At 64.4% G+C, this 25,681-nt stretch carries 25 protein-coding genes; 13 read left to right on the top strand and 12 right to left on the bottom strand.

Annotated features, from left to right (window positions below; translation table 11 throughout):
* The first annotated feature begins 98 nt into the window (after positions 1–98).
* Positions 99–452 (top strand): hypothetical protein, encoded by a 354-nt coding sequence (locus CBW24_RS17250; protein ID WP_097374519.1) that lies wholly within the window; start codon positions 99–101, stop codon positions 450–452.
* Between the two features lie 77 nt (positions 453–529).
* Positions 530–1,654 carry a patatin-like phospholipase family protein gene (locus CBW24_RS17245; RefSeq protein WP_097374518.1) on the top strand — a complete coding sequence of 375 codons (1,125 nt, stop codon included), beginning with the start codon at positions 530–532 and terminating at the stop codon, positions 1,652–1,654.
* A 28-nt stretch (positions 1,655–1,682) separates the two neighbouring features.
* Here the strand turns inward: CBW24_RS17245 and CBW24_RS17240 are convergent, their stop codons facing one another.
* The 3 genes from CBW24_RS17240 to CBW24_RS17230 are packed head-to-tail and all read right to left on the bottom strand — an operon-like array spanning position 1,683 to position 4,946.
* Entirely contained in the window at positions 1,683–3,191 is a 1,509-nt protein-coding gene (locus CBW24_RS17240; RefSeq protein ID WP_097374517.1) for a malonate--CoA ligase, read from the bottom strand.
* Between the two features lie 10 nt (positions 3,192–3,201).
* The gene (locus CBW24_RS17235; RefSeq protein ID WP_097374516.1) at positions 3,202–4,509 is read right to left on the bottom strand and encodes a malonyl-CoA decarboxylase; all 1,308 of its coding nucleotides are present in this window, start codon (positions 4,507–4,509) and stop codon (positions 3,202–3,204) included.
* Positions 4,510–4,559: 50 nt separating this feature from the next.
* A complete protein-coding gene (locus tag CBW24_RS17230; protein ID WP_097374515.1) occupies positions 4,560–4,946 on the bottom strand; it encodes a YciI family protein in 387 nt (128 codons plus the stop codon).
* Positions 4,947–5,027: 81 nt separating this feature from the next.
* Here CBW24_RS17230 and CBW24_RS17225 point away from each other — a divergent pair, with 81 nt between their 5' ends.
* The 6 genes from CBW24_RS17225 (at position 5,028) to CBW24_RS17200 (ending at position 10,492) form a co-directional block, all read left to right on the top strand.
* Positions 5,028–5,900, top strand: a complete 873-nt coding sequence (locus CBW24_RS17225; protein WP_097374514.1) for a fumarylacetoacetate hydrolase family protein — start codon at positions 5,028–5,030, stop codon at positions 5,898–5,900.
* Positions 5,897–6,547, top strand: coding sequence for a malonic semialdehyde reductase (locus CBW24_RS17220; protein WP_097374513.1), 651 nt, complete (start codon positions 5,897–5,899; stop codon positions 6,545–6,547). The genes CBW24_RS17225 and CBW24_RS17220 overlap by 4 nt, the downstream gene beginning before the upstream one ends.
* Positions 6,548–6,653: 106 nt before the next feature.
* On the top strand, positions 6,654–7,757 hold the full coding sequence (locus CBW24_RS17215) for a C4-dicarboxylate TRAP transporter substrate-binding protein (protein ID WP_232530368.1): 1,104 nt from the start codon (positions 6,654–6,656) through the stop codon (positions 7,755–7,757).
* A complete protein-coding gene (locus tag CBW24_RS17210; protein ID WP_232530367.1) occupies positions 7,754–8,314 on the top strand; it encodes a TRAP transporter small permease in 561 nt (186 codons plus the stop codon). The genes CBW24_RS17215 and CBW24_RS17210 overlap by 4 nt, the downstream gene beginning before the upstream one ends.
* Complete coding sequence (locus tag CBW24_RS17205) at positions 8,311–9,615, top strand: TRAP transporter large permease (RefSeq protein WP_088664472.1); 1,305 nt, start codon at positions 8,311–8,313, stop codon at positions 9,613–9,615. The genes CBW24_RS17210 and CBW24_RS17205 overlap by 4 nt, the downstream gene beginning before the upstream one ends.
* A 10-nt stretch (positions 9,616–9,625) precedes the next feature.
* The gene (locus CBW24_RS17200; RefSeq protein WP_088664471.1) at positions 9,626–10,492 is read left to right on the top strand and encodes a dioxygenase family protein; all 867 of its coding nucleotides are present in this window, start codon (positions 9,626–9,628) and stop codon (positions 10,490–10,492) included.
* A 57-nt stretch (positions 10,493–10,549) separates the two neighbouring features.
* On the opposite strand, the gene CBW24_RS17195 is transcribed toward CBW24_RS17200, so the two are convergent.
* The 5 genes from CBW24_RS17195 to CBW24_RS17180 form a co-directional block, all read right to left on the bottom strand.
* Positions 10,550–11,236 (bottom strand): GntR family transcriptional regulator, encoded by a 687-nt coding sequence (locus CBW24_RS17195; protein ID WP_097374512.1) that lies wholly within the window; start codon positions 11,234–11,236, stop codon positions 10,550–10,552.
* A 7-nt stretch (positions 11,237–11,243) separates the two neighbouring features.
* Positions 11,244–11,369 carry a hypothetical protein gene (locus tag CBW24_RS18775; RefSeq protein WP_269779775.1) on the bottom strand — a complete coding sequence of 42 codons (126 nt, stop codon included), beginning with the start codon at positions 11,367–11,369 and terminating at the stop codon, positions 11,244–11,246.
* 76 nt (positions 11,370–11,445) lie between these two features.
* Positions 11,446–12,939 (bottom strand): PhnE/PtxC family ABC transporter permease, encoded by a 1,494-nt coding sequence (locus CBW24_RS17190; RefSeq protein ID WP_232530366.1) that lies wholly within the window; start codon positions 12,937–12,939, stop codon positions 11,446–11,448.
* Positions 12,929–13,591 carry an ATP-binding cassette domain-containing protein gene (locus CBW24_RS17185; protein ID WP_097374511.1) on the bottom strand — a complete coding sequence of 221 codons (663 nt, stop codon included), beginning with the start codon at positions 13,589–13,591 and terminating at the stop codon, positions 12,929–12,931. The genes CBW24_RS17190 and CBW24_RS17185 overlap by 11 nt, the downstream gene beginning before the upstream one ends.
* Positions 13,588–14,445: a putative selenate ABC transporter substrate-binding protein gene (locus tag CBW24_RS17180; RefSeq protein WP_097374510.1), complete on the bottom strand. Its 858-nt coding sequence runs from the start codon at positions 14,443–14,445 to the stop codon at positions 13,588–13,590. The genes CBW24_RS17185 and CBW24_RS17180 overlap by 4 nt, the downstream gene beginning before the upstream one ends.
* 214 nt (positions 14,446–14,659) lie before the next feature.
* Between CBW24_RS17180 and CBW24_RS17175 the strand changes: the two genes are divergently transcribed.
* A complete protein-coding gene (locus tag CBW24_RS17175) occupies positions 14,660–15,601 on the top strand; it encodes an alpha/beta fold hydrolase (RefSeq protein WP_097374509.1) in 942 nt (313 codons plus the stop codon).
* Positions 15,602–15,654: 53 nt separating this feature from the next.
* Here CBW24_RS17175 and CBW24_RS17170 read toward each other — a convergent pair whose 3' ends face one another.
* The 4 genes from CBW24_RS17170 to CBW24_RS17155 are packed head-to-tail and all read right to left on the bottom strand — an operon-like array spanning position 15,655 to position 19,378.
* The gene (locus CBW24_RS17170) at positions 15,655–16,443 is read right to left on the bottom strand and encodes a glutathione S-transferase family protein (RefSeq protein ID WP_088664466.1); all 789 of its coding nucleotides are present in this window, start codon (positions 16,441–16,443) and stop codon (positions 15,655–15,657) included.
* 11 nt (positions 16,444–16,454) lie between these two features.
* The gene (locus tag CBW24_RS17165; RefSeq protein WP_088664465.1) at positions 16,455–17,759 is read right to left on the bottom strand and encodes a TRAP transporter large permease; all 1,305 of its coding nucleotides are present in this window, start codon (positions 17,757–17,759) and stop codon (positions 16,455–16,457) included.
* Positions 17,746–18,264, bottom strand: coding sequence for a TRAP transporter small permease subunit (locus CBW24_RS17160; RefSeq protein WP_088664464.1), 519 nt, complete (start codon positions 18,262–18,264; stop codon positions 17,746–17,748). The genes CBW24_RS17165 and CBW24_RS17160 overlap by 14 nt, the downstream gene beginning before the upstream one ends.
* Before the next feature lie 52 nt (positions 18,265–18,316).
* Complete coding sequence (locus tag CBW24_RS17155; RefSeq protein WP_157773262.1) at positions 18,317–19,378, bottom strand: C4-dicarboxylate TRAP transporter substrate-binding protein; 1,062 nt, start codon at positions 19,376–19,378, stop codon at positions 18,317–18,319.
* Between the two features lie 125 nt (positions 19,379–19,503).
* Here CBW24_RS17155 and CBW24_RS17150 point away from each other — a divergent pair, with 125 nt between their 5' ends.
* From CBW24_RS17150 to CBW24_RS17135, 4 genes are all read left to right on the top strand, one after another.
* Positions 19,504–20,646 carry an OsmC family protein gene (locus tag CBW24_RS17150; protein WP_157773261.1) on the top strand — a complete coding sequence of 381 codons (1,143 nt, stop codon included), beginning with the start codon at positions 19,504–19,506 and terminating at the stop codon, positions 20,644–20,646.
* On the top strand, positions 20,646–21,452 hold the full coding sequence (locus CBW24_RS17145; protein ID WP_097374506.1) for an IclR family transcriptional regulator: 807 nt from the start codon (positions 20,646–20,648) through the stop codon (positions 21,450–21,452). The genes CBW24_RS17150 and CBW24_RS17145 overlap by 1 nt, the downstream gene beginning before the upstream one ends.
* 328 nt (positions 21,453–21,780) lie before the next feature.
* A complete protein-coding gene (locus CBW24_RS17140) occupies positions 21,781–23,298 on the top strand; it encodes an ATPase domain-containing protein (RefSeq protein ID WP_097374505.1) in 1,518 nt (505 codons plus the stop codon).
* Positions 23,295–25,679, top strand: a complete 2,385-nt coding sequence (locus CBW24_RS17135) for a hybrid sensor histidine kinase/response regulator (protein WP_232530365.1) — start codon at positions 23,295–23,297, stop codon at positions 25,677–25,679. The genes CBW24_RS17140 and CBW24_RS17135 overlap by 4 nt, the downstream gene beginning before the upstream one ends.
* The last annotated feature ends 2 nt before the right edge of the window (positions 25,680–25,681 follow it).

The raw sequence follows: 25,681 nt of genomic DNA, 5'->3' as shown, positions 1-25,681 counted from the left end.
TGCATGTTCGGTCCATATTGGCTCCAACGCCGGTGCTTGGGGATCTGTCACAGGGGGCGCGCGCATGTCTGATGCGCGTGATCCTTAGGAGACAGCCGATGACATCCTCCGTCAAAATCAAGACCGCTCAATTCATGGCCGTGATCGCGGGCAGCGTGATGGCGCTGACGCTGGCAGTGGTGCCGATCCACGCGCTGGAGGCCACCGGCGCAGCGCAGGGCGACGCTTCGGCCCAGATCCTGCAACTGGCGCAGGCGAAACCGACGGGCAAACAGGCGAAGCCGTCGGGCAAACGCCCCCCGCGCGAGGCGGTAGAAGCCTGTGAGGGCCGCGCCGCCGGTGATGCGTGCAGCTTCGAATTGCCTGACGGCAAGACCGAGGCAGGCACCTGTCGCGCACCCGACGCCAAGGCCCCCGCCGCCTGCGCCCCGGCGAAAGCGCCCAAGGGCTAAGCCTGCGTGACCAGCGACAGGTGGGGGAGGGACGGGCGGTGCCGGTCCCTTCCGCGGCGCAGATCAGGGGGTGCCTCATGACAACGTTCACGCAATCGCGCGGCGAGCTTACGCGGCGCGGCGTTCTGCTGGGCGCGACGGCCTTGGGGCTTGCCGGGTGCGGCACCGCGCCGGATGGGCTGGCCACCAAATCGCTGCGCGCCGGGCCATCGCCCGTCACCCGCTACCGGCTGCCGGTCACGGCGGATCTGGCCGCGTGGGATCGCCATATTCCGGCGCGGACGCGGGCCGGTCGGCCGCAGATCCTTGCGCTGTCGGGCGGGGGCGAAGACGGGGCGTTCGGGGCCGGGGCGCTCACGGGCTGGAGCGCGACGGGCAAGCGGCCCGAATTCGATATCGTCACCGGCATTTCGACCGGGGCGCTGATCGCGCCTTTCGCCTTTCTCGGCGCAGATCATGACCCGGTGTTGCGCGACATCTTCCTGACCCATGACGCAGATGATCTGATGCAGGCGCGCACGCTCAGCGTGATCTATTCCAACGCGCTCTACGACACCGCGCCGCTTGCGGCCCTGATCGAAAGCTATACCCCGCCCGCGCTGTTGCGCGACATCGCCGCGCGGCATGACACCGGCGCGCGGCTGTTCGTGGTGACGACCGTGCTGGAAAGCGGGCAGGGCGTGGTGTGGGACATGGGCGAGATTGCCCGCGACGGTCAGATCGCGCTGTTTCGCGCGGTGCTGCGCGCCTCGGCGGCGATACCGGGGTTGTTCCCGCCCGTAGGCATCGCGGCGGAGCGGGGCGGCGTGAGCTACGGTGAAACCCATGTGGATGGCGGCATCACCATGCCGTTCCTCGCTTTGCCCCCCGCTGCGCAATCCTCCGCGCGGGCCTACGCGCCCGGCGGGCATCTGCATGTCATCGTCAACAACACGTTGGAGCCTGAGCCGCAGATGGCGCGGCGTTCGGCGCTTGGCGTGTCGCAGCAGGCGCTGACGGCGATGGTGCGGTCAGGCTCCGCCGCCGCGCTGCGCACCGCGCGGATCGTGGCGCGGCAGAACGGGCTGGCGGTGTCCACCGCATCGGTCGGAACCGAGGTGGGCTCGACATGGGATGCGTCCAACAGGTTCGCGCCCGACTACATGCGGCGGCTGTTCGATCACGGCTATGACCGCGCGCGGTCGGACAGGCTGTGGCGCTGACCGACCGCGCGGGGGTGCCTGTCCCGCGTCAGGCGGGTTTGGGCGTGAAGGTCTGCCGCAGAATGTTCTTTTGCACCTTGCCCATCGTGTTGCGGGGCAACTCTTCGACGATGTGGATCGCGCGGGGATGCTTGAACCGGGCCAGTTCGGGGCGGATGCGGTCCAGCAGCGCTTCGGGGTCGGGTGTGGTGCCGGGAGCGGGCACGACGGCGGCCAGAACGGCCTCGCCGAAATCCGCGTCAGGCACACCGATCACGGCGGATTCGTTTACCTCCGGCAGGCTGTCGAGCAGCACCTCGATTTCCTTGGGGTAGATATTGTAGCCGCCGGAAATGATCAGATCCTTCTGCCGCCCGACGATGGCGACATAGCCCTGCGCATCGATCTGCCCCAGATCGCCGGTGATGAAGAAGCCGTTGTCGCGCAGCTCCTCGGCGGTTTTCTCCGGCATCCGCCAATAGCCTTTGAACACGTTTGGTCCGCGCACCTCGATCATGCCGATATCGCCCTCGGGCAGCGTGGCGCCGGTCTGCGGATCGGTGATGCGCAGGTCCACCCCCGGCAGGGGGAAGCCCACGGTGCCCGCGCGCCGCTCGCCGTCATAGGGGTTCGAGACGTTCATGTTGGTTTCGGTCATGCCATAGCGTTCCAGAATGCGGTGGCCGGTGCGGGCCTCGAACGCTTCGTGGGTTTCGGCAAGCAGCGGCGCGGAGCCGGACACGAACAGCCGCATATGCGCGACGAGATCACGGGTGAACCGCGCGTCGGCGAGCAGGCGGGTGTAGAAGGTGGGCACGCCCATCAGGACCGTGGCGCGGGGCAGGTCGTCGATGATCGCGTCCAGCTTGAACCCCGGATGGAACAGCATCGCCGCCCCCGACAGCGCGCAGACGTTGACCGCCACGAACAGCCCGTGGGTGTGAAAGATCGGCAGCGCATGCAGCAACGTGTCCCGCTCGCTGAACCGCCACAGATCGGCCAGCGCCTGCGCATTGGACAGCAGGTTGTCATGGGTCAGCATCGCGCCCTTGGACCGGCCCGTGGTGCCGGAGGTATAGAGGATCGCGGCCAGATCGTCGGGCCCGCACGACAGCGGCGTGTGCTCGGCGGCGGCCTCTGCGGCGCGGTCGGTCAGGCTGCCCGCGCCTTGGGCATCAAGCGTCAGCAGGGTGGCGCCATGGGGCAGGATGGCGTGCAGCGCGTCGGCCTGCGCCGGATCGCAAACCACCAGCCCCGGCTCCGCATCCTGCAGGAAGTAATCAAGCTCCGACACGGTGTAGCCGGTGTTGAGCGGCAACAGAACCAGCCCGCTGCGCAGACAGGCGGCGTAGATCGCCAGCGCCGGCACGGATTTGCCCACCTGCACCGCGACGCGATCGCCCTTTTGCAACTTCAGCTCGGCAAAGACATTGGCCATCCGCGCCGACAGCGTCAGGAATTCCGCATGGCTCATCGTGGCGCCGCCGGGGGTGGTGACGAACGGCGTGTCGCTGCCGGAATGGCGGCCGAAGAGCGGATCGAAAAGATGGTTGGTCATGATGGTGTCCCTAGCTCCTCGACAGGGTGTGGGTCTTCAGAAGGTTGGCCAGCGGGCGCGCATGGGCAACCGTGCCGCTGGTGGAGTAGCCTTCGATATTGCGGTCGATCTGATTGAGGTCGTAGAGGTAATTCACCATCGCGCCGCAGGATTGCCGCAGCCCGTTGGGGGATATGTCGGCCCCGGCGTGAACCTCGTGCAGCAGCGCGCCGTTGCCCAGATGGAACCGGGCCACCGGGTCGAGCGGACCGCCACGCGGATGCTTTGCTGCGATCAGATAATGCGCCACCTGCGCGCGCAGGGTGCGCGCCGCCGCGGGATCGTCGCTGGTGTCGTCCAATGCGCTGCGCAATGTCCGGGCTTCCTCCTCGGGCAGGTCCTCCAGCGCGGTTTCGGCCCAGCGGCGGAACCCCGGCACCGGCGACAGGGTGACAAAGGTCGTCAGGCCCGGCATCGCCGCTTTCAGATCCTCCACCACCTGTTTGATGAGCGAGTTCCCAAAGGAAATCCCGCGCAGACCCTTCTGACAGTTGGAGATCGAATAGAACACCGCCGTGTTGATCTGGCGCGCGGGCAGGGCAGGGCGGTCTTCGGCCAGAACGGCCTGAATATTGCCTGCAATCCCGTCCGTCAGCGCGACCTCGACAAAGATCAGCGGCTCCTCCGGCATTGCGGGGTGAAAATAGGCGTAGCAGCGACGATCCTCGGGCAGCAGGCGGCGGCGCAGGTCGTCCCAGCTGTCGATGGCGTGGACGGCCTCATAGGCGATGATCTTTTCAAGAATGCTGGCGGGCGAATCCCAGTTGATCCGGCGCAGCACCAGAAAGCCCTGATTGAACCATGACCGGAACAGGTGCAGAAAATCGTGGTCGATCACAGCCAGCCGGGGGGCGTCCTTCATAGCTGTCAGCAGATCGCAGCGCATGGCGACCAGATCGGCGGTGGCGCCCGGCACCCGGTTCAACCGGCGGAACAGTTCTTGGCGCCGGGGCTCGGCGCAGGCTGTCAGCGCGGCCAGCACATCGGGATCGCGGTCGCGTGTGTAATCCGCGACAAGCTGCGTCAGCCGGTCCCCGTCGATGTCGTAATGATCGGCGAGCATGTCAAAGAACGCGCGCTTCGCGGCGGGCTCCATGTCACGGTATTTCGCCAGCAGGGCGCGCGACATCTTGTTGGAAGATACATCGCCCAGATCGGTCAGCAGCAGGTCGCACAATTCCCGTGCGGAACGGGTATCGGTGGCGCGGCCATCGGCGCGATTGCGCTGGGTGATCGTGGCCAGCAGATCGGTGAGGTAGGTGGATTGGATAAGCTGCATCGTCGTCTTTCCGTGTCAGCGCGCGCAGGGAGGACTAGGCGAAAGGCCGATCAGGACGCGGTCGCATGCCCGGTGGATAGGCCCACATTGACCGTCAGCGACCCTTCGTTGACCATCCAGCGGCGCAAGGTGTAGTGGCGCGCGCCTGCCGCATGCATCGGATCGGCATCCGCCAGCGCGCGCGCATCGTCGAGCGACGCGGCGCGATAAATGATGAGCCCGGCCCCCTCGACGCGCGTGCCGCTTGCATCCGACATTGGCCCGGCAAGGAACAAGTGTCCCGCGGTTTCCAACTGTCGCTGATAGTCCAGATGATTGGGCAGATGCGCGGCGAGGTCGGGGCCGTCCTCCGTGGGCGTGGACATCACCACGAACAATTCCAGCGCCAGCGCACCGCGAGATCTGGCCGTTTCGCGGTAGGTTGACCAATCCGGCATTTTTCTACTCCAAAATATCGATATTTATTGACGTATACATTTTTTATCGTCAAAAGAAAGGAAATATTGAGAGGAGAAGCCATGAAACTTCTGGTTGGGACGGTCGGGCAAACGCGGGCAGTGTTCCGTGTGGATGCGGCCGGCGCCGTTAACCTTACGCAGGCCATTCCGGCAATCGGAACGGACCTTGCGGCGCTGATCGCCTCGCCGGAGTTGTTGGCTCAGGCGGGTGATGTGACGGGCGATGCCGTCGCGGTGGCGGATATCACGCCCGCTCTGCCGGTCGAAGCGCCGGGCAAGATCCTGTGCCTTGGGCTCAACTACATCGAACACATCAAAGAAGGCGGCTACGACATCCCCGATTACCCGGCGATGTTCATGCGCACGCGCCAGTCGATCATGGCTGCCGGTGCCCCGCTGATCCGACCCAGCTGTTCGGAGAAGCTCGACTACGAGGCGGAGTTGATGCTGATCGTGGGCAAGGGCGGGCGTCATATCTCGAAAGAGGACGCGCTCGATCACGTCTTTGGCTACACCGTGTTCAACGATGGCTCGGTCCGCGATTATCAGCGCAAGACCCATCAGTGGACGCCGGGCAAGAACTTCGATCAGACCGGCGCCATCGGCCCCTATGTGATGACGCCCGACAGCCTGCCCGAAGGCGCGACGGGGCTGAAGATCGAAAGCCGCGTGGGCGACGAGATCCTGCAAAGCTCGAACACCTCCAACATGATCTGGGGCGTCGCCGATACCATCGCCATCATGTCGGAATTCACGACGCTGGAACCCGGTGACCTGATCGCGCTTGGCACCCCGCCGGGTGTGGGCCACGCCAAGAAACCCGAACCCCGCTGGCTGCGTCCGGGCGAGGTGGTCGAGATCGAGATCGAAGGTATCGGCATCTGTGCCAGCCCGATCCTCGACGAGGCCGATCTGGCGAAAGCGGCGGAATGACGGTCGCGGTCGATGCCCGGTCCCGCGCGCAGGAGGCCGTTCGGTCCCTGCGCGGGCGGCTCAGCCGATTGGATGACGATTCTATCGACCTGATCCTGCGCGATGCCCGTTCGCATTACGCGTGGTCGGATCAGCCGGTGCCGGACGCGCTGCTGCGCGAATTGCACGAGATCACCATCTCCGGCCCGACCAGCATGAATACGCTGCCCGCGCGGTTTGTTCATGTCCGCAGCGTGGAGGCCAAGACCCGTCTGGCCCGCGCGTTGAAGGACAAGAACATCGACAAGATGATGTCCGCCCCGGTGACGACCATCATCGCCTATGACCCAGCGTTCTGGACCCGCCTGCCGGAGACCTTCCCCCACGAAGATCGTCGGCACCTGTTCCGCGACAAGCCGGAGCATTGCGACCTGACGGCCCTGCGCAATTCATCGCTGCAAGGCGCGTATTTCATGATCGGGGCGCGGGCGCTCGGGCTTGATGTGGGCGCGATGTCGGGTTTCTCGAACGAGATCGTGGACCGCGAATTCTTTGCCGAGAACGGCTGGAAATCGAACTTCCTGTGCAACCTTGGATACGGTGACGAGAGCGCGCTGTTCGGCAAGTTGCCGCGCCTTCGTTTCGACGAGGTTTGCCAGGTGATCTGACGGCCCGGCGCTAGAGGAGAGGCGCCCGGCCCATTCAATGCCGCGACCCGTGCAGACCGGGCCGGTCACGCGCGCCGCACCGGCGCACCATCAGGGAGGATAAACCATGTTCTACGACGATATGACCCGAGGGACGAAATTGGGCGCCGGTCTGATCGGCAGCCTGATCGCCGGGCTTGCGGCCACGACCCCCGCGCTGGCGCAGGAAACCATTCGCATCAACGTGCTGGACGGCTACCCGGCGCGGGCGATGTGGGTGCAGGAATTCACCGAATTCTTCATCCCCGAAGTCGACAAGCGGCTCGCCGAAACCGGCGCCTACCAGATCGAATGGAACGAAAGCTACGGCGGCACGGTGGTCAAGCCGGGCGGCGTGCTGGAAGGTCTGCAGCTGGGTCTGGGGGATCTGGGGATCGTCACGACCATTTTCCACAGCTCGAAACTGCCCAGTCAGGCAATCGCTGCGGTGACGCCCTTCGTGTCTTCCGATGCCCGTGCAACCGCGCGCGCTGTGGACGAGATCGCGCATGAGTTCCCGACCATGCAGGAAGAATTCGCAGCCCAGAACCAAGTTTACCTGACCACGGGTGTCGTGCTCGACACATATCAGCTGTTCTCGGCCGAGAAGGTGGAAACTGTTTCCGATCTGGAAGGCGCGAAGATCGCAGGCGCCGGCATGAACCTTCGCTATGTCGAGGGGATCGAGGGCGCGGCAGGCGTGCGCGGCGGGCTGACCGATTTCTACAACATGCTGCAAACCGGGCTCGTGAACCACGCGATGCTGTGGCCCGAAGCGGCGGAGACGTTCAAGATTTCCGAAGTTGCCCCCTTCATGCTGGCGGTTGATCTGGGCGCGGTGAACACCAAAACGCTGTCGGCCAATGCCGATTTCTGGAACGGTCTGCCCGAAGAAGTCCAAGGCGTCATCGAAGAGGTGGCCGTCGCCTATCGTGACCGTCTGGCCGACATCGCGATGGACCGTGCCGCCGAAGCACGTCAGGCGTTCACCGACGCGGGCGGCACCATTGTCGAAATGAGCGCCGAACAGCGCACGGCCTGGGCCAATTCCATGCCCGATATCGCGGCTGAATGGGCGGCGGAGCTGGACAATGCGGGCAAGCCCGGTTCGGACATGCTGCGGGCTTATCTCGATAAGCAGACCGCCGGCTCCGAGGCGCTGCGCGACTGGACTGCGGGCCTGCCCCAGTGACGCCAGAACACGGCCAAGGCAGCGCGCCGGTAGCGACAGGCTACCGGCGTCTGCACGGCGCGGCGTGGCGGCTGGTCCGTGGCATCGCGCTGGGGGCCAATGCCACCGGAACGCTGATGGTGCTCGCTCTTGTGATCGTGGTGAACTACGACATGCTGGCGCGCACGCTGGCCAACCGACCCCTGCACGGCGCCATCGAACTGGTGCAATTCGCGATGGTGCTCATCGTGTTCCTGCAACTGCCTGACGTGATCCGCGCAGGTCGGTTGACCCGGTCTGACGGGTTTCTGGGAATGCTGGCGATCACCGCACCGCGCGTCGCGGCGCTGTTGCAGCGCGCGATTGATCTTCTGTCCTTTGTCATCATGGCGTTGATCGCCGTGGCGACCTACCCGCTCTTCGTCGAGATGTGGCACACGCAGGATTACTTCGGCATCCCCGGCGTCTTTACCGCGCCTTGGTGGCCGATCCGGCTGACCGTGCTTGCCAGTTCGATCCTCTGCGCGACGATCTTCGTGCTGAAAGTCCTGAAGCCCGGAAAGGTGACCGATCTATGAGTCCGCTTGAAATCGGCGCTATTTCTGTCGCGGCCATCGTGCTGCTGATCTATCTGGGCGTCTACATTCCGATTGCGCTGACCGCCGTGTCGTTCGTGTCGATCTGGCTGATGCGCGACAACTTCACGCTGGCGCTGAACCTGCTGAAGATCGCGGTCAGCGACAGTGCGATGGAATATCCCTTTGCCACGATCCCGCTGTTCAGTTTCATGGGGCTGGTGGTGTCAAAGGCCGGGCTTGGCAGTGACATCTACGCAGTGATGAGCGCGGCGTTCCGCCGGGTGCTGGGCGGGATTGGCATGGCCACCGTTGGCGCGAACGCGGCCTTTGCCGCCGTGACCGGCAGTTCCATCGCGTCGGCGTCGGTCTTCTCCAAGGTCGCGGTGCCTGAGATGCTGCGCTACGACTACAATCCTCGGTTTGCCGTGGGCGTGGTGGCGGGCTCCTCCGTGCTGGGCATGATCATTCCGCCCTCCGCGATGCTGATCATCTATTCCTTCGTGGCCGAGCAATCGGTGGGCGAGATGTTCATGGCCGGTGTCATTCCGGGCCTGATGCTGGCTGGTGCCTATATCGGGACGATCTGGCTGATGGGCCGCTTTACGCCCGGCTTCGTCGGGGGGCGCCCGGCCGAGGATTACGTTCCGCTGGCATGGGGCGAAATTGCGAACCGCACGCTTCCGATGCTCATCCTGATCGCCACGGTGATCGGGGGCATCTATCTGGGCTGGATGACTCCGGTCGAGGCGGGTGCAGCCGGTGCGGCGCTTGGTCTGCTGATCGCGGCGCTGCGGCGGACGATCACGCTGCGCGGTCTGTGGGATACGCTGATCGAGACCGGCCATATCACCGCCGCGATCCTGTTTCTCATCACCGCCGCATCGATCTACAGCCGGATGTTGGGCCTTGCTGGCCTGCCCAATGAGCTGGAGCGCATGCTGGCGGCGTCGGATTTCAACTTCGTCGTCATCATGGTGCTTTATGTGATCCTGATGCTGTTCCTCGGCACGATCCTCGATACGTCGTCGATCATCCTGATCGTGGTGCCGCTGTTCCTGCCGTTGATCGAGCTGATGGACATGAGCCTTGTCTGGTTCGGTATCATCACCGTGGTCGGCGCTGAGATCGGCCTGCTGACCCCGCCGCTTGGCATTTCGTGTTTCGTCATCAAGGCGACGCTCGACGATCCGCGCATCACCCTGAAAGACGTGTTCCTTGGCGCATTGCCCTTTGCGGCGGTGATGCTGGCGGTGCTCGTCGTGCTGATCGCTTTTCCCTCCCTTTCGTTAGCCCTTCTGTAAGGAGCCACACATGCGCAATGTGACCCCCGAAAATATCTCTGATGTCTTTGCAGGCTATTTCGGAGCCGACAGCGACCCCCGCTTCAAGGAGGTGATGTGCGCGCTGGCCCGTCACCTGCACGCCTTCACCCGTGAGGTCGGCCTGACCCATGACGAATGGCGCGCCGGTCTGAAGGCGCTGGAATGGGCGGGCGAGATCACCACGCCTGAGCGCAACGAGTTCGTGCTGCTGTCCGACGTGCTGGGCCTGTCGTCGCTGGTCGATATGACCAATTCCCACCCCGAAGCGACCAGTTCCAGTGTGCTTGGCCCGTTCCATGTCTCTGACGCGCCGCCGATCCCGATCGGGGCGGATCTGAAACGTGATTTCGAGGGCGAGGTTCTGGTCGTGCAGGGGCAGGTTCGCGATCTCGATGGCACGCCGATCCCGGGCGCAAAGCTCGATATCTGGCAGACCGCGCCCAACGGGCTTTACTCCAGCCAAGACCCCGATCAGGACATCATGTCGTTCCACGGGCTGATGACGGCGGATGAAGAAGGGCGCTATGCCTTCACGACGGTCCGTCCCGTCAGCTATACGGTACCCGTCGACGGCCCTGTCGGGCAGATCCTGAATGCGGCGGGGCGGCACCCGTGGCGGCCCTCGCATCTGCATTTCATCATCACCGCCGATGGCTACCGCGAACTGGTGACCGAGGTTTTCCCCGACGACGATCCCTATCTCGACCAAGACACCGTGTTCGGTGTGCGCGAGGATCTGGTGATGCATTACAGCGCCCAGCCTGCAGGCACGTTCCCCGCCGGGCTGGAATTGTCCGGTCAGGTGGACGAGCCGTGGTCGCGCGTCGATTTCGACTTCAAGCTGGTGCGCCGCTGACCTCATCGGCGCGGCGGGGGGTATGCCTCTGCCGCGCCAAGCACCACCTGCGGCGGCTTACGCCCCGGTTGTTTCGGCTGCGTCGTGAAGAAAGGTGCCGGTCTGCTGGTAATGGCTCAGCAGTCGCTCCGCCGCCAGATCGGCATTACGCGCGACAGCAGCCTCCACGATTTCGCGGTGTTCGCGCGGCACGTCGCGGGCACCGTAATTGCGCGACCGTCCGGCCAGATACCGATACCGGACGTTCAGATCGTAAAGCTGGCTGCAATAGCCCAGCAGGATCGGGGATTTGCAGCGCGCCAGCAGCGTCATGTGAAAGACCTTGTGATGGTCTTCGAACGCGGCGACATCATCCCCGACCACCCGTGCCATGCGATGATGGGCCAGAACGACTTCATCCTCCCAAGCCTCATCAGCCGAGGCGATGGATTCCCGCAGGGCCATTTCCTCCAGCGCGCAGCGCAGGCCGAGGATCTCGGCGAAGTTTTCCCGACTGACCGCCGCCGTGCGGAAGCCGCGCTGATCCAGACGCTCGACCAGCTTGTCGGATACCAGCAGTGTCAGGGCCTCGCGGATCGGGGAGGCACCGGTCTGGATACGCTCCTTCAGCCGCTCGATCTTTAGCTTTTCACCCGGGGCCAGTTCGCCCGTGATGATCATCCGGCGAATTGCCTGATAGGTGGTCTGCGTGGCCGAAATGACCTGCGACTGGGTGGGGCTGATATCAGGGTCCGGGGTGTTCATGACGGTGTCATATCCGCAGTTCCACGAAAGACAAAGCGCATTGCGCGTGCGGCGTGGCGCTAAGAGGGGCGCTGTGGCCAACCTGTGCGGCCATCGTCGGGGTCGGCGTGACGAGCCGCAGAAATTGGGTCATGTGTCATCCTCGTTCAGGACACAATAACACCGATAATCGATGCATGGGAATATAAATATCGATATTATCGACAGGCTCAGCAGTCAGCGCCCGTCTGCTCGACCCGACCCGCCTGCAGTCCGCGCCGCAGCGCGCGGGACAGCGCGTCGATTCCGGCGGTGAGCAGGCCGGTCGCGATCAGCAACACGACCGCCCGGTCAAGCCGCAATTCGGCGACCGCGCTATCGATGTAGAAGCCCAAGGTCGCGATCCCAAGCAAGCCCATTACGGCGGTTTCGCGCAGGATGATCTCCCACCGATAGAGGCACAGTGCAAGGAACGGTCCCGACAGGCGCGGCACCAGTTCCCAGCCCCATAGGGTAACCCCCCGTGGGGCATCGCGGCGCAGATCAGGCAGCAGGCTTTCGCCGTGACGGCCCAGCAGATGCGCGATGATCGCGCCGTTATGCAGCGCCAGCGCAAGGATCGCAGGCAGCATCGACGGGCCAAAGACCTGCAAAAACAGATAGGCCAGCATGTATTCGGGGAAGCTGCGGATGACGATCAGCAAGGCGTGCCCCGGCACCGTGGACAGCCGCCCGACGACCCGCCCCACGATCAGCCCGAACCCGGCAAAGGCCAGCGCCCCCGTGAGCACCAGCGCGATCTGCGCGACCAGAAGCGTCGCCAGCAGGCCGGGGGCGATCTCGGTCGTGGTCAGATCGCCCAGCCATGCCAGCAGCGCGGTGCCGTCCCAGCCATCCCGCAGCGGTGCGGGCACGATGTCGTGGGTGAAGAACCGCGCGAATGCCCCGCTGCCCATCGGCGGGGTTCGGATCAGGGCCAGTGTTACGGTGGACGCAATCAGCCATACCGGCACCAGAAGCGGCCGCGCCCAAAGCCGCATCGTCGCCACCAGCGCGACATAGCAGATCATGATCGCACTCGCTGCGCCGTAATCCCCCAACCGGAAAAAGCTGTCGAGCTGAAAGCCGAGCGTTGGCAGCCCGATGAAGCCCAGAACCGCGCTGGATCGCATGCCGCATTCGAGCCGGTACAGCGTGTAGGCTTTCATCGGGGCCAGTGCGAGCGGCGCGCGGGCGTAGACGAACCGCGACAGGGCGCCCACTCTGGGGGGCAGCACGGCGGAGGGGCGTTGATCGACCTCGTCGAGTTGCTCGGAGAAAACCTTGGCAAAGATCCCGGCATAGGGCAGGGCGATGGCCAGAACGCCGGTGATGGGCGCAAGGCCCAGAACCTGCATCAGCATCAGCGCCCAGAACAGTTCATGCACCGAGCGCAGCGCGATGCAGGGCATGCGCACCGCGCGCAGATGGTAGAAGGGCGCCATCGCCAGCCCCGCCGTAGCGCCCAGCCCGACACCGGCCATCGCAAAGGCCAGCGTCAGCCAGATCGCGCGCCCGATCTGTTCCACTGCCGCGAAATCCGGGCGCAGGAAGCCGCCCAGCATCCGGGCAAGCGCCGCCTGCGGATCGTGCCCGGCAAGGCTCAGATCCGCCAAGGGCAGCGCCAGCATAGCCAACCCGACAAAGATCAGGACGATCCGCGGGCGGCTGAGGTCAGCGCGCATAGAGGGCAGTGATCTGGGCATCATCGACCGTTTCCGCGGGCGCGTCGAACACGATGCGATTGCGGTTCAGGCCAACCAGCCGGGTGGCGTAGCTGCGGGCAAGGGCCACGTCATGCAGCGCCAGCACGGCGGTGTCGAACCTGAAGCGCGCCTGCTTCAACAGGGCCTCGGCCTGCGTTTCGTCCACGGCGGACACCGGCTCATCCCCGATCAACACCGTGCCGCCACGCCACCATGCCCGGCCAAGCGCCACGCGCTGCCGCTGACCGCCGGACAGTCCGGCGACCTTGCGGTCGATCACATCCGCCAGCCCCAGATCGGCCAGAACGGCAGCGATGCCCACGCGGTCGCCGGGGCGCACATGCAGCAGGCTGGTCAGGTTGTAGACGGCCCCGTGATCGTCGAGCCGCCCCATCACCACGTTGCGCAGCACCGAAAGCTGCGGCACCAGAGCGTGATCCTGCGGCACCAGAGCGACCCGGTTCTGGGGCACCAGCCGGTCATAGACGGCGTTGAGCAGCGTGGACTTGCCCGCGCCGCTGCGGCCAAGCAGCACCACCCGTTCACCGGGAGCAAGCGCGAAGCTCACCTCCGACAGAACGGTGCTGCGCCCATAGCCCAGCGTTTCGCGGTGCAGCGCGACAAGGGTCATTCGATCAGGCCAAGCTCCGTCGCGGTGGCCTCGATCGGGTCGAAATCAGCGTTCTGGGCGGGAATGAACGCCTCGCGCGGGAAGGCGGCGAGCAGTTCGGGATCGTCCATGCCGATCAGCGCCGCCTGCACCCGGTCCGCGAAGCCTTCGCCAAAGCGCGCATCCACATCGCCGCGAATGGTCCAGTTGTAGTCGGGGTAGGGCGGGGTCTGCCAGATCACGCGGGCGGTCTCGACCTCGGGCGCGCCTTCGGCCACGGCCTTGTCATAGACGGCGAAGTTCAGCGCGCCCAGTTGCCACGCGCCAGAAGCGACCAGCCGCAGGGTCTGGCTGTGATCGCCGGAAAACCCGACGCGGGAGAAAAACGCCTCGGGCGCTTCGCCCGTCTCCTGACGGATATGGTATTCGGGCATCAGCCGCCCGGAGGTGGAGGTTTTCGCCCCAAAGGTGAAGCTCATGCCAGCGGCCTCGACCGGGAAGCTGTCGGACGGTTCAAGCCCGGTTTCGGTGTTGGCGATGAAGTAGCTGACGAAGATCGGGTCTTCTTTGCCCTGCGCGATGGCGCGGGAGCCGGGGGTGCTGAGCCGGGCCTGCACGCCGGTCAGCCCGCCGAACCATGCCAGTTGAATCTGGTCATTGCGGAACGCGGTGACGGAAGCGGCGTAGCTTTTGACCGGCAGAAATTCCACATCGACGCCCAGTTCGCCCTCCAGATACTCCGCGACCTTTGAAAACCGGCTGACAAGGCGGGTTTCGTCCTCGTCAGGGATGGCGGAGAAATAGAGCGTCTGCGCGCTGGCCAGCGATGTGGTGGTCAGCAGCGCCGTCAGCGCGGCGGTCAGCAGGGTCGGCATAGGGCAGGCTCCGTTTTCGGTCAGGGGCAAGGGCCGGGTCGGGGCAGGTCTGCTGCGCGCGCCCGGCCTGCGACAAGGGCATGTATGGGCGCGTGAGTCGCAGATGCAGCCGCCGGTGTGAAGGGGTTTGGCACACCCGGAGCGCTGGAAATCGTCGCTTGTGCGTGGACTGCGCGCTTTGCATGCTGCGCGCGACAGGCAGGGAGGCCATTACATGCCACATCGTGACAGGGCAGCGGCGCTTGCCGCCGCGACCCCGACGCCGGGGTTTTTTGACGGGTTCGAGGAGCGTTCGGCCCCTTTGCCCGACGGGGGCCAGATCTTCTGCCGGATCGGGGGCGAGGGGCCGCCGTTGCTGCTGTTGCATGGCTATCCGCAGACCAGCGCCATGTGGCACGCGATCGCGCCCGACCTTGCCCGGCACTACACGGTGATCTGCGCCGATCTGCGCGGCTATGGGCGTTCGCACAAACCGGCGGGGGGTGGCGATCACGCGGCCTATTCCAAACGGTCAATGGCGCAGGATATGGCTACGTTGATGACGGTCCTCGGTCATGACCGGTTCCGCATTCTGGCGCATGACCGCGGTGCGCGCGTGGCGCATCGGTTGGCGGCGGATCATGCGGACAGGGTGCTGGGGCTGGCGATCCTCGACATTGCGCCGACGCGGGAGATGTATCGCCACACCCGGACCCCGTTTGCGCGCCGCTACTGGCATTGGTTCTGGCTGGTGCAGCCTGCGCCCTTTCCGGAAACCATGATCGGGCGCGACCCTGATTGGTTCTGGCTGGAGAAATGCGACACGGCTCCGGCTGGGCTGGGCCCGTTTTGCCAGCAGGCCCTGCGTGAATATCTGGAGTATTTCAACGACCCCGCCGCGATCCATGCCTCTTGCGAGGATTATCGCGCTGCCATCGGCATCGACCTTGCCCATGACGACGCCGATGCGGGGCGCAAACTGCCGATGCCGGTGTTGGCGCTATGGGGCGCCGATGGGGCCATCGAAGAATTCTTCGATTGCGTTGCCCTGTGGCGGGAACGGGCAGAACAGGTGAGCGGTCGGGCCCTGCCCGGTGGGCATTATCTGGCCGAAGAATGCCCCGATGCGGTCCTGCGCGAGGTCATCCCGTTTCTGGCCTCACTGACCGACAGTTGAGGCATTGACGCGCGGGCCGGCTGCCTCCGGCCCGCGCGGGGGTCCGTGGGGTGTCAGGCGGCGAGGTAGTCGGCGACGACACCATCAAAGGCGCGGCGACCTTCTTCGTCCATGCGCGCCAGCAGCGCCTCGTTCACCCACGGACCGACCGTGCGGTCCCATGCGGGACGCGCGCGCAGGCGGGCCCACCATTCGGTCATTTCCGGCAGGTCGGACCAGAGCGTCGACAGCCCGACGCATTCGCTGCGGTAGACATAGGCGGCGACGGCAATATCGGCGAGCGAGAACTCCGCCCCCGCAAGCCAAGGACGCCCGGCAAGCTGCGTGTCGATATCCTTGACCATCGTGCGCAAGGTGCGCATCGCACCTTCGACACGCGGGGAGGCCACGCCGTTATCGACCAGATCGCGCCGCTTCGTCGCCGCTTCGGGGTCGGGCATCTGGGCGTAGAACTGCTCGCGCTCCTCCGGCGATTTCTTCAGCAGACCTAGCCGACCGAAGGAGGCGAAGCTGACGGTGTTCACCGCAGCATGCATCGCCAGCCCGCGCAGGCCCCAATGACGGGCCCGGGCGGCCTCATACGGATCGGCGGGGATCAGGGATGTGTTGGTCGCGATGCTGCACACATAGTCGATGATGATGCTGGATTCGGTCAGCACCCGGTCCCCATCGATCAGCGTCGGCACGACGCCTGCGCGGTTCAGGCGCAGATAGTCGGGGGCAAACTGTTCGCCCGCGCCAAGGTCGATTTCTGCGGAGGTCCATTCGGTCTCCGCCTCTTCGAGTGCGAGCCGCGCCTTGATGGAGCAGACCGAATTGCCCGCATGATACAGTGTCAGCATGGAGGTTATCCTCAGTTGGAAAGCGTCAGGGCTGGGAACAGGATCACGATGAGCAGGGCAAGCCCCATCGTCAACGCAAAGGGAAGTGCCCCGACAAAGATGGTCTTCAGGCCGATGGACTTATCCTCCAGCGCGCCCTTGATGACGAAACAAGCTATGCCCAGTGGTGGCGTCAGCAGCCCGATTTCAACCCCGATCACGGTGACGACGCCCAGCCAGACCAGATTGACATCATAGGTCGCGAAGGCAGGAATGAAGAGCGGCACCAGCAGCAGGATGATCGAGGTGGAATCGAGGATCGTGCCGAGGAAGATCATCAGCGCCACATAGATCAGCAGCACAATGGCAAAGCCTGCCTCCATCCCGTTGAGCTTCTCCGCCAGCAGCGATGGAATGCCCAGCACACCCAGCATCCGCGAATACATGCTTGCCGCGATGATCAGAAACAGGATCGCAGCCGTCACCCGCCCGGTATCCGACGCCAGCCGCCACAACACGCGCGGCGACAGGCGGCGCTTGGCGGCGGCGATGACCATTGCGGCAAAGGCCCCGGCGGCACCGGCTTCGGTCGGGGTGAACACGCCGCCATAGATCCCGCCCAGCACCAGAACGATCAGCAAGATCGCAGGCCCCAGCAACCGCAGGGAGGCCAGCAGCCCAAGCCCCGGTTGATCGTCGGCCACGCGCGCCTGCCCGGTAAAGCCCGGCATGAACCGGCACATGGCAAGGATGACGATGCAATAGAGCGCCGCCAGCACGAGACCCGGCAGGATGCCGGCGGTGAACATGTCGGCGATCGAAACCTCGGCGATCAGACCGTAGACGATGAGCAGCACCGACGGCGGGATCAGCATGCCCAGAACGGACGACCCCGCGACGACCCCCACGGAGAACCGCGCGGTATGGCCGTAGCGCATCATCTCCGGCACCGCGATGCGGGTGAAGATCGCGGCAGAGGCAATGGAAATCCCGGTGATGGCGGCAAAGACGGCATTCGCCGCGACCGTCGCGATGCCAAGCCCGCCGTTCAGCTTGCGAAAGGCCGAATGCGCGACGGTGTAGATGTCCCGGCCCAATCCTGCCTCGTTGACGAACATCCCCATCAACACGAACAACGGCACGACCCCAAAGGAGTAGGACGCGATCGCATCCTTGGTCACCAGCGTGGAAAGCGACAACGCCAGCATCACGTTGCCCTTGTAGAGCCACAGCGCGACAAAGGAGACGGAGGCCAGCGCGATCGCGACATGCATCCCCATGTAGATCAGCACGATCATCACCAGAAGGGAGATCGAGCCCAGTTCAAGTCCGGTCATTGGGCCCCTCCGGCTGCATGAGTGTCTGTCCCCGCGCGGCGGCGATGCTGCGGGCAATGTAGTTGAGTGAGCCGAGCCCGGCGCCGATCACGATGCACAGCAGCGCCGGCCAGATGGGCGCGGTGAAGATGCCCGGATTGCCGGTAAAGAGATTGCGTTCCCACGCGCCTGTCAGCTTGAACCACATGCCATAGGCGATGACCGCCATGACCACCGCGCCGATGATGGAAAACGCGGTATCGAGCGTCCGGCCCAGACCGGGATGGCGGGCGGCAAGGGTGTGAAACAGCCCGTCGGAGCGGATGAAGGCATCCGTCGCGATGGCGTTCGGAATTTGCAGGAAGACCAGCGCGACAATTGCCAGTTCGACCAGTTCGGGCACGCCTGCGATTGGCGCGGAAAATCCGGTCCGCATGACCACGTCGCTGCAGATCAGCAGCATCTGGGCCACGACGAGCGCGGTTCCGACAGCCGCGCAGATGCGGTTTGCGTAGGTCAGGACCATGATGTTTCCCCGGCGTGGAGCGCCGCCACGGGGACGGCGCGCCACGTCCTTTTTACTGCGCGGACCAGTCGCGCATCACCGGCTGATCGGCGGCGCGCATGGCGGCGATGTAATCGGTGAGGATCTCTTGGCCCGGAGCGCCCATTGCGGACACCTCTCCGGCCCATTCCCCGGCGATGTTGGCCATGCCATCGGCCCAGACCTTGCGATCTTCGTCGGACACTTCGACGAGCGTCGCACCGTTGGCGACCATGTTCTCCATCGCCTTGGCCGCTTCATCCATCGAATAGCGGGCCAGCCCCTTGCGGTAGACCTCGGCAGCCTCGTTCAGCGCGGTGCGGACCTCATCGGGCATCCCGTCCCACGCCTGCTGGTTGATGCTGAGCGCCATGGAATTCACGCCGCCGAAATCGATTTCGACGATGGTCGGCGCGGCTTCGTAGATCTTGAAATCTTCCGCGGCCGTGGCCCAGACCATCGTGCCGTCGAAAATGCCGGTAGCGATGCCGTTGTAGAAATCCGCAAGCGTCGAGGAAACACCGGTCGCGCCCACATTCTCAACGTAGCGCAGGTTCATCCCCGCGCCGCCGAGCTTCAGTCCAGACAGGCTTTCGGGGCCGGCATAGTCGCCTTTGAGAAAGATCTGGTAGTTATCGACCGCGGCCAGCACCGTCAGCATGTGCTGGTTGTTGTCTTCCCAGACCTGCTGCATGGCGGGGTATTTCTCTGCAAGGTCGTTCACGGTGGCCGAAATCAGGTCGATATCGGTGGACACGAACGGGGTGCTGTAGGCGATGTCATAGACGCGAAGCCGGTCGGGGTGGAACACGGTCTGCACCACACCGATATCGGCGAGTCCGCTTTCGATGGCTTCCAGTTCGCCCTTCGGCGCCACGATTGCGCCGCCCCAGCCATAGGTCCAGTCGATCTCGTAATTGCCGGTTTCAGCAAGCCGTTTGTCGACCTCGGGGACAAAAATTTCCTCGAATTTGCCGACCCACGCGGCGGTGGTCGGGTAGCCCGAAACAGTCGTCAGGCGAATGGTTTCCTGAGCAACCGCAGCGGACCCATACAGCGCGAGCGCACTCGCGGCGCAGATGGCAGCATACTTCATGATTGGTCTCCTCCCAAAATCATTTAGTAATGAGCAGACTATTTCGCCCATTGCGAAAAATCAATACGCATCGTATCACAAAACATGCGCATCACGATGCGATACAGTCAACGGGAGACGCCATCATGCCGCCGAGCAAAGCGACCGATATTCTGGGCAACCGGCCCGAGCCTCTGATCTACGATGCCAGCGGCAGTGCCGCGCATCTTTCCACCGAGGCGGATCAGCCGCACCGATGCCGGATGCTGGCGTGGTCGCTGTCGGGGTTTCAGAAGGCCGCTGTAATCGGCAACGCCACGACGGGCCGTGCGTGGCATATGGCCAGCGACGAGGGGCCGAACCTGAATGGCTGGGATGCCGCACCGCCGCCACTGGGGTTTCTGACCGTCGGGTTGGCTACGGCATTTGCCGAAGAAATCCAGCAGCTTGCGTCCAATCGCGGGATGGCGACCGGCGCGTTGCAGATCGCCGTCGATAATTACTATTCCGTCACCGGGTCGATGCGTGCACGCACGATGTTTGGCGGTGCGCTGCCTTTCTCCGTCGCGGTCGGGACCGAATATGACGTGGACGATCTCGACCTGTTCCAACTGGTTCGGGACGGGGTGCATGTGTCGTCCGTCGCCGGGCTGTTCCGGGATCAGACACAGGGCCGGTTCCGGGTCATCCTGAACGGGACCGAAATCGAACTGTCCCATCCCGCGCCGCTGGGCGTTGTCGCCGACCCGGTCGACCAGTGCCACGCCACATCTGCTGCGGCTCATGGTGAGGCTCTGCTCGCCTCGGACGGCTGGTCCACAAAATCCACCGGTGCCGCGCCGCTGCATGTGCTTGCGGCGGGGGAGACACGCGCCAATGGGTCACTAGCCCTGCGGCAAGAATTGAAGGCGCCCTGCGGCAGCGCGTGGCGCTTCGTCGCCGGGGGCGCAGCGGCGCCCGATGCGCTAAGCTATGTGTCGGCGGGGATCGGTTTTTGCTTTATGACGCAACTGGAAATCCTCGCCGCGATGCATGACGTGCCCGTCGACGCGCTGCGCTTGGTGCAGGACACGGCATTCGGTCCCGGCGGTGCCACGGGCGGCACCGGCAAGAGCCCCGGCTTCGCGCCTGTCGAAACGCATCTGTTCGTGGATGCGCCTCGGGCCACGGCCGCGCAGGTTTCGGAACTTGTCGACCTCGCGGAACGCGCGTGCTATCTGCACGCCCTCTGCCGGACCTCCGTGAAGCCGCTGGTGCGAAGTGCGGGGACGAAGCGCAAGGCAAGCTGATGACCGACCGATCCCCCGACAAAATGCCGCGCGGTGTAGGCTCCGTCGAAACCGGCGGCATGATTCTGAAGGCGTTGGCCAAACACGGTGACGCCATCAAGCTGACCGATCTGGCGCATCTGACCGGGCTGTCTTCGGGGCGGTTGCATCCTTATCTTGTCAGTCTGCGCAATGTCGGACTGGTCGAACAGACCAGCGAGGGCAGCTATCAGGTCGGGCCCTTCGCGCTGGAGGTGGGGCTGGTGCGTCTGCGTCGGCAGAACCCGGTGCGCGAAACCATCCTGCGCGTGCCCGCTTTGTCGCAATCGCTTGAACTGAACGTGTCGGTCGCGGTGTTTACGGCCCACGGCCCCACGATCATCTACATCGAGGAACACACCGACATCCTGCATTTCAACATCCGGGTGGGCGGGGTCTATTATATGACCATGACCGCGACCGGGTTGTTGTTCTCGGCGCTGCTGCCGAAATCAATGACCGCAGGGTTGATCGAGGCCGAGTTCGCCAGTCAGGCCACCGGCAGCCGCCGCGAATGGTTCCGGGTGGACCGGACCCTGTTCGCCACCAAGCTGGAGCAAGCCCGCGCGCGCGGATACGCCACCACGGTCGACATGCCGGTGCCGGGCATCACGGCGGTGTCGGCCCCGGTTTATGACCATACCGGGCATGTGCAGCTATGCGTCGCCGCAATCGGGCCCAATGCACTGGTCGATACGGCACCTGACAGCCGGGTCATCAGCGAGCTACGCAGCTTTGCCGAACAATTGTCTGCGGATCTGGGCTATGCCGACGATCTGGCAGGTTGAACGTGCCGATGCCGTGCCCTCCTGCGCGTAAGCAAACTTATGTTAATACATCATTCACTGTTTGATATGTGATGCTGCACGGGATCGATCCTGCCGCGCGTTAACGTGATGGTAAGCGCGGATCCGCGCTGCTTGTTGGACGGGTGGCGATCATGCTAGAGCCCGCCGAAATTTCGCCGTGGCGATGATGGACCCTCGACAAATCGCCGCAGCGGACCATCTTGGTCCGCAAATCGAACTGTGCGACGCGGTTATCGACAACACTCTCCATCGTCATTGGCGCGCGCGCCGGGCAGCGGTGGTTACGCAAGGCCCTGGACCAGACATCATGGAACACTCCACCCATTTCGACGCCGGACCCCGTATCGCCACGGGCACGTCCGGCCTGGATACGATCCTGCAGGGTGGTCTGACCCCCAGCCGGCTGTATTTGCTGGAAGGCACGCCCGGCTCCGGCAAAACGACGCTGGCGCTGAAATTCCTGCTAGAGGGCCGCGCTTCGGGGGAACGCGGGCTCTACATCACCTTGTCGGAAACCGAGGATGAATTGCTGGCGGTGGCCCGGTCGCATGGCTGGGATCTGGCCAATATCGATCTGTTCGAGATGATCGCCGAGGATGAATTCGGGATCGCCAACGAACAATCCCTGCTGCATCCGAGCGATGTGGAACTGGGCGAGACCGTGCGCGGCGTCATCGAGCGGGTGGAAGCCACCGCGCCCGTGCGCGTCGTTCTGGATAGCCTGTCGGAATTGCGGCTTCTGGCGCAGAACCCGCTGCGCTACCGCCGCCAGATCCTTGCGCTTAAACATTTCTTTGCGCGGCGTAACTGCACGGTATTCGTGCTGGATGACCGCACGGCGGAGCCCGAAGATCTGCAATTGCACTCGATCGCCCATGGCGTGATTTCGCTGGAGCAGCTTGCCAATGATTTCGGGGCCGAGCGCCGCCGCCTGCGTGTGGTGAAGATGCGTGGCCTCAAATATCGGGGCGGTTACCATGACTTCACCATCGAGCATGGCGGCATCTGCGTGTATCCCCGGCTTGTGGCCTCCGATCATCATCGTTCCTTCTCGGTCGAGCCGGTGACAACAGGTCTGCCCGGTCTGGACGCGCTTCTGGGGGACGGGTTGAACCCCGGCACCAATGCGCTGCTCACGGGACCGGCGGGCGTGGGCAAGACGACAACCGCAGTGCGCTGCCTGATCGCGGCGCTGAAACGCGGGCAGAACGCGGCCTATTATCTGTTTGATGAGCGGCTTTCGACGCTGATGCTGCGGTCGCGCGCGCTTGGCATGGATTTGCAGCCCTATATCGACAATGGGCAGCTTATGATCCGGCAGATCGATCCGGCAGAACTGTCTCCGGGGGAATTTGCCAGCGCGGTTCGGGTCGCGGTCGAGGAGGACAGCGCAACCGTTGTCGTGATCGATAGCCTCAACGCCTACCTGCATGCGATGCCCAGCGACAATTTCCTCGTGCTGCAAATGCACGAATTGCTGAGCTACCTGTCGCAGCAGGGTGTCGTGACGCTGATGATCCTTGGCCAGCATGGCGTGATGGGCGAGCTGCGCAGCGATGTCGATATCAGCTACCTTGCCGACACCGTGATGCTGCTGCGGTTCTTCGAGGCGCAGGGTCAGGTGCGTAAATCGATCTCGGTCATCAAGACGCGGACCTCCGATCACGAACGGACGATCCGGGAATTCACGATCGACCGTCAGGGCATTACCATTGGCGAGCCGATCCACAACTTTTCGGGTTTGCTGTCCGGAAGCCCCGTCTACCAGCGGCCCGATCCCGCGCTGATGCCTGCGCAGACCTCTGACCGGGTTGCGGGCGAGTGACCGAAACCGTGATCGCGCCGGACAACACGCAAGGACCGGCCCAGCCGGTCCAATACGCGGCAATCGCGATTTTGGCGCCCTATGGACGGGACGCAGCGGTGGCACGGGAATTGCTGGCAGCCGATGGCATCGCCGGGATCGTCGTGCCGTCGATGGACAGGCTGGTGGCGCTGATGCGCGATCAGATCGGCGCCGTGCTGCTGACCGAAGAGGCGTTGAGCCACCCCGGCATCGAGCAGTTGCAGACGGTGCTGAGCGAGCAGCCGCCTTGGTCCGATATCCCGTTCATCGTGCTGGCAAACGGCGCTGCCGGGGCGCGGTCCACCCAAGCTCGCGTGCGGATGGATACGCTTGGCAATGCAGTGTTGCTGTCGCGTCCGCTCCATTCCGAGGAATTGCTGCGCGCGGTCCGCTCCGCCCTCACCGCCCGGCGCCGCCAATACGAGGCGCGCGAGCGGATGGAGGAGCTGCAGCTGCGCGAACGCCAGCTGCGGGACAGCGAGGCAAAATTCCACGCCATCGCCAATTCCGTCGATCAGATGATCTGGACGACCCTGCCCGACGGCTACCACGATTATTACAATGAACGTTGGTATGAATTCACCGGCGTGCCGCGCGGCTCCACCGATGGCGAAGCGTGGAACGGCATGTTTCACCCCGAGGATCAGGATCGGGCGTGGGAGATCTGGCGCCGCGCTTTGGCGACGGGCGAGCATTACGAAATCGAATACCGCCTGCGTCACCATACGGGGGAATATCGCTGGGTTCTGGGCCGGGCCAACGCGGTGCGCAACGCCCAAGGCGTGATCCAGCGGTGGTATGGATCGTGCACCGACATTCACGACGAGGTCCTTGCCCGCGAAGCCACGGTCGATAACCTGACCCGGCAGCGTGACAGCGCGTGGAACCTCTCTCTCGACCTGATGGTCGTGATCTCCGAAGACGCCCGGCTCGAAGCGATCAGCGACGCCTGCACCCGGCTTCTGGGGTGGGACAGCAAGGAACTGATCGGGGAGCACCTGCTGAAGCTTACTCACCCCGACGAAGCCGAAACATCGATGGCGGTCTTCCAGTCGATCTTTGACAAACCGCTGTCGGAGCCTCACGAGTCGCGGGTCCTGCACCGGGATGGCAGCTATCGCTGGTTTGCTTGGACCGCGTCGGGCCATCAGGGCCGGATTTATGCGGCCGGGCGCGATGTGACCGAACGCCGGGCCAAGGATGAGGCATTGGCAAGCGCCGAGGCCGCCCTGCGGCAAAGCCAGAAGCTCGACATGATCGGGCAATTGACCGGCGGCGTCGCGCATGACTTCAACAACCTGCTGATGGCGATCCGGTCGAGCCTCGATCTGCTGCGCCGCAGACTTCCGCCGGGCGATGACGGCGCGGTGCGGTATCTCGATAACGCGATCAAGGCGACCGATCGTGGCGCGGGCCTGACCCAGCGGATGCTGGCCTTTGCGCGGCAGCAGGATCTGCGCGCCGATATCGTCGATGTCGGTGTGATCGTGCCGGACCTGCGCGACCTGTTGCAGCGGTCGCTGGGGCCGCAGGTGGAAATCGTGCTGACCATCGCGGCGGACCTGCCGCGCGCAGTGATCGACACGAACCAACTTGAAATGGCCATTCTGAACCTTGCCGTGAACGGGCGCGACGCGATGGAAGGCGTGGGTCAACTGACGCTTGCTGTCGATACCGTCGATGCGGATGCGGATGGCGATCTGACCCCCGGAGCCTATGTGCAGATTGCCGTGTCCGATACCGGCTCTGGCATGGATGCTGCCACACTGGCCCGCGCGATGGAGCCGTTTTTCACGACCAAGGGCGTGGGCAAGGGCACCGGCCTTGGCCTGTCGATGGTGCATGGTCTGGCCAAGCAATCAGGAGGCACCTTCCGTATGGACAGCACCCCCGGCAAAGGCACCGTTGCACGGATCTTCCTGCCCGTGGCCGCTGAGGACCAGCTTGCCGCCAGTGCCGCCAACGCCGCCGCCGCGGCGGAGCCCCGCGCCACCACCATCCCGCCGAAAGACCGGCTGACCATCCTTGCCGTCGATGACGACATTCTGGTGTCGATGGGCACGGTGGGTCTGTTGGAGGATCTGGGCCACGAGGTGATCGAGGTCCATTCCGGCAAGGATGCGCTGGCCGCCATGAACAGCCGCAGCGATATCGACCTGCTCATCACCGACCACGCCATGCCGCGCATGACCGGCGTCGAATTGGCCCAGCAGGTGCGCGCCATGCGTCCCGATATGCCGATTATCCTAGCGACCGGCTATGCCGATATGCCCGAGGGCGGTGCCGAATGCATCACTGCCCGGCTGGAGAAACCGTTCTCCGACGCTGCGCTGGCCCGGCTTCTGTCGGAACTGACCTGAGC

The organism is Pacificitalea manganoxidans, from assembly GCF_002504165.1.
GTDB lineage: Bacteria > Pseudomonadota > Alphaproteobacteria > Rhodobacterales > Rhodobacteraceae > Pacificitalea > Pacificitalea manganoxidans.
The sequence above is the reverse complement of the archived record's forward strand: the minus strand, read 5'-3'. Positions and strand labels throughout refer to the sequence as shown.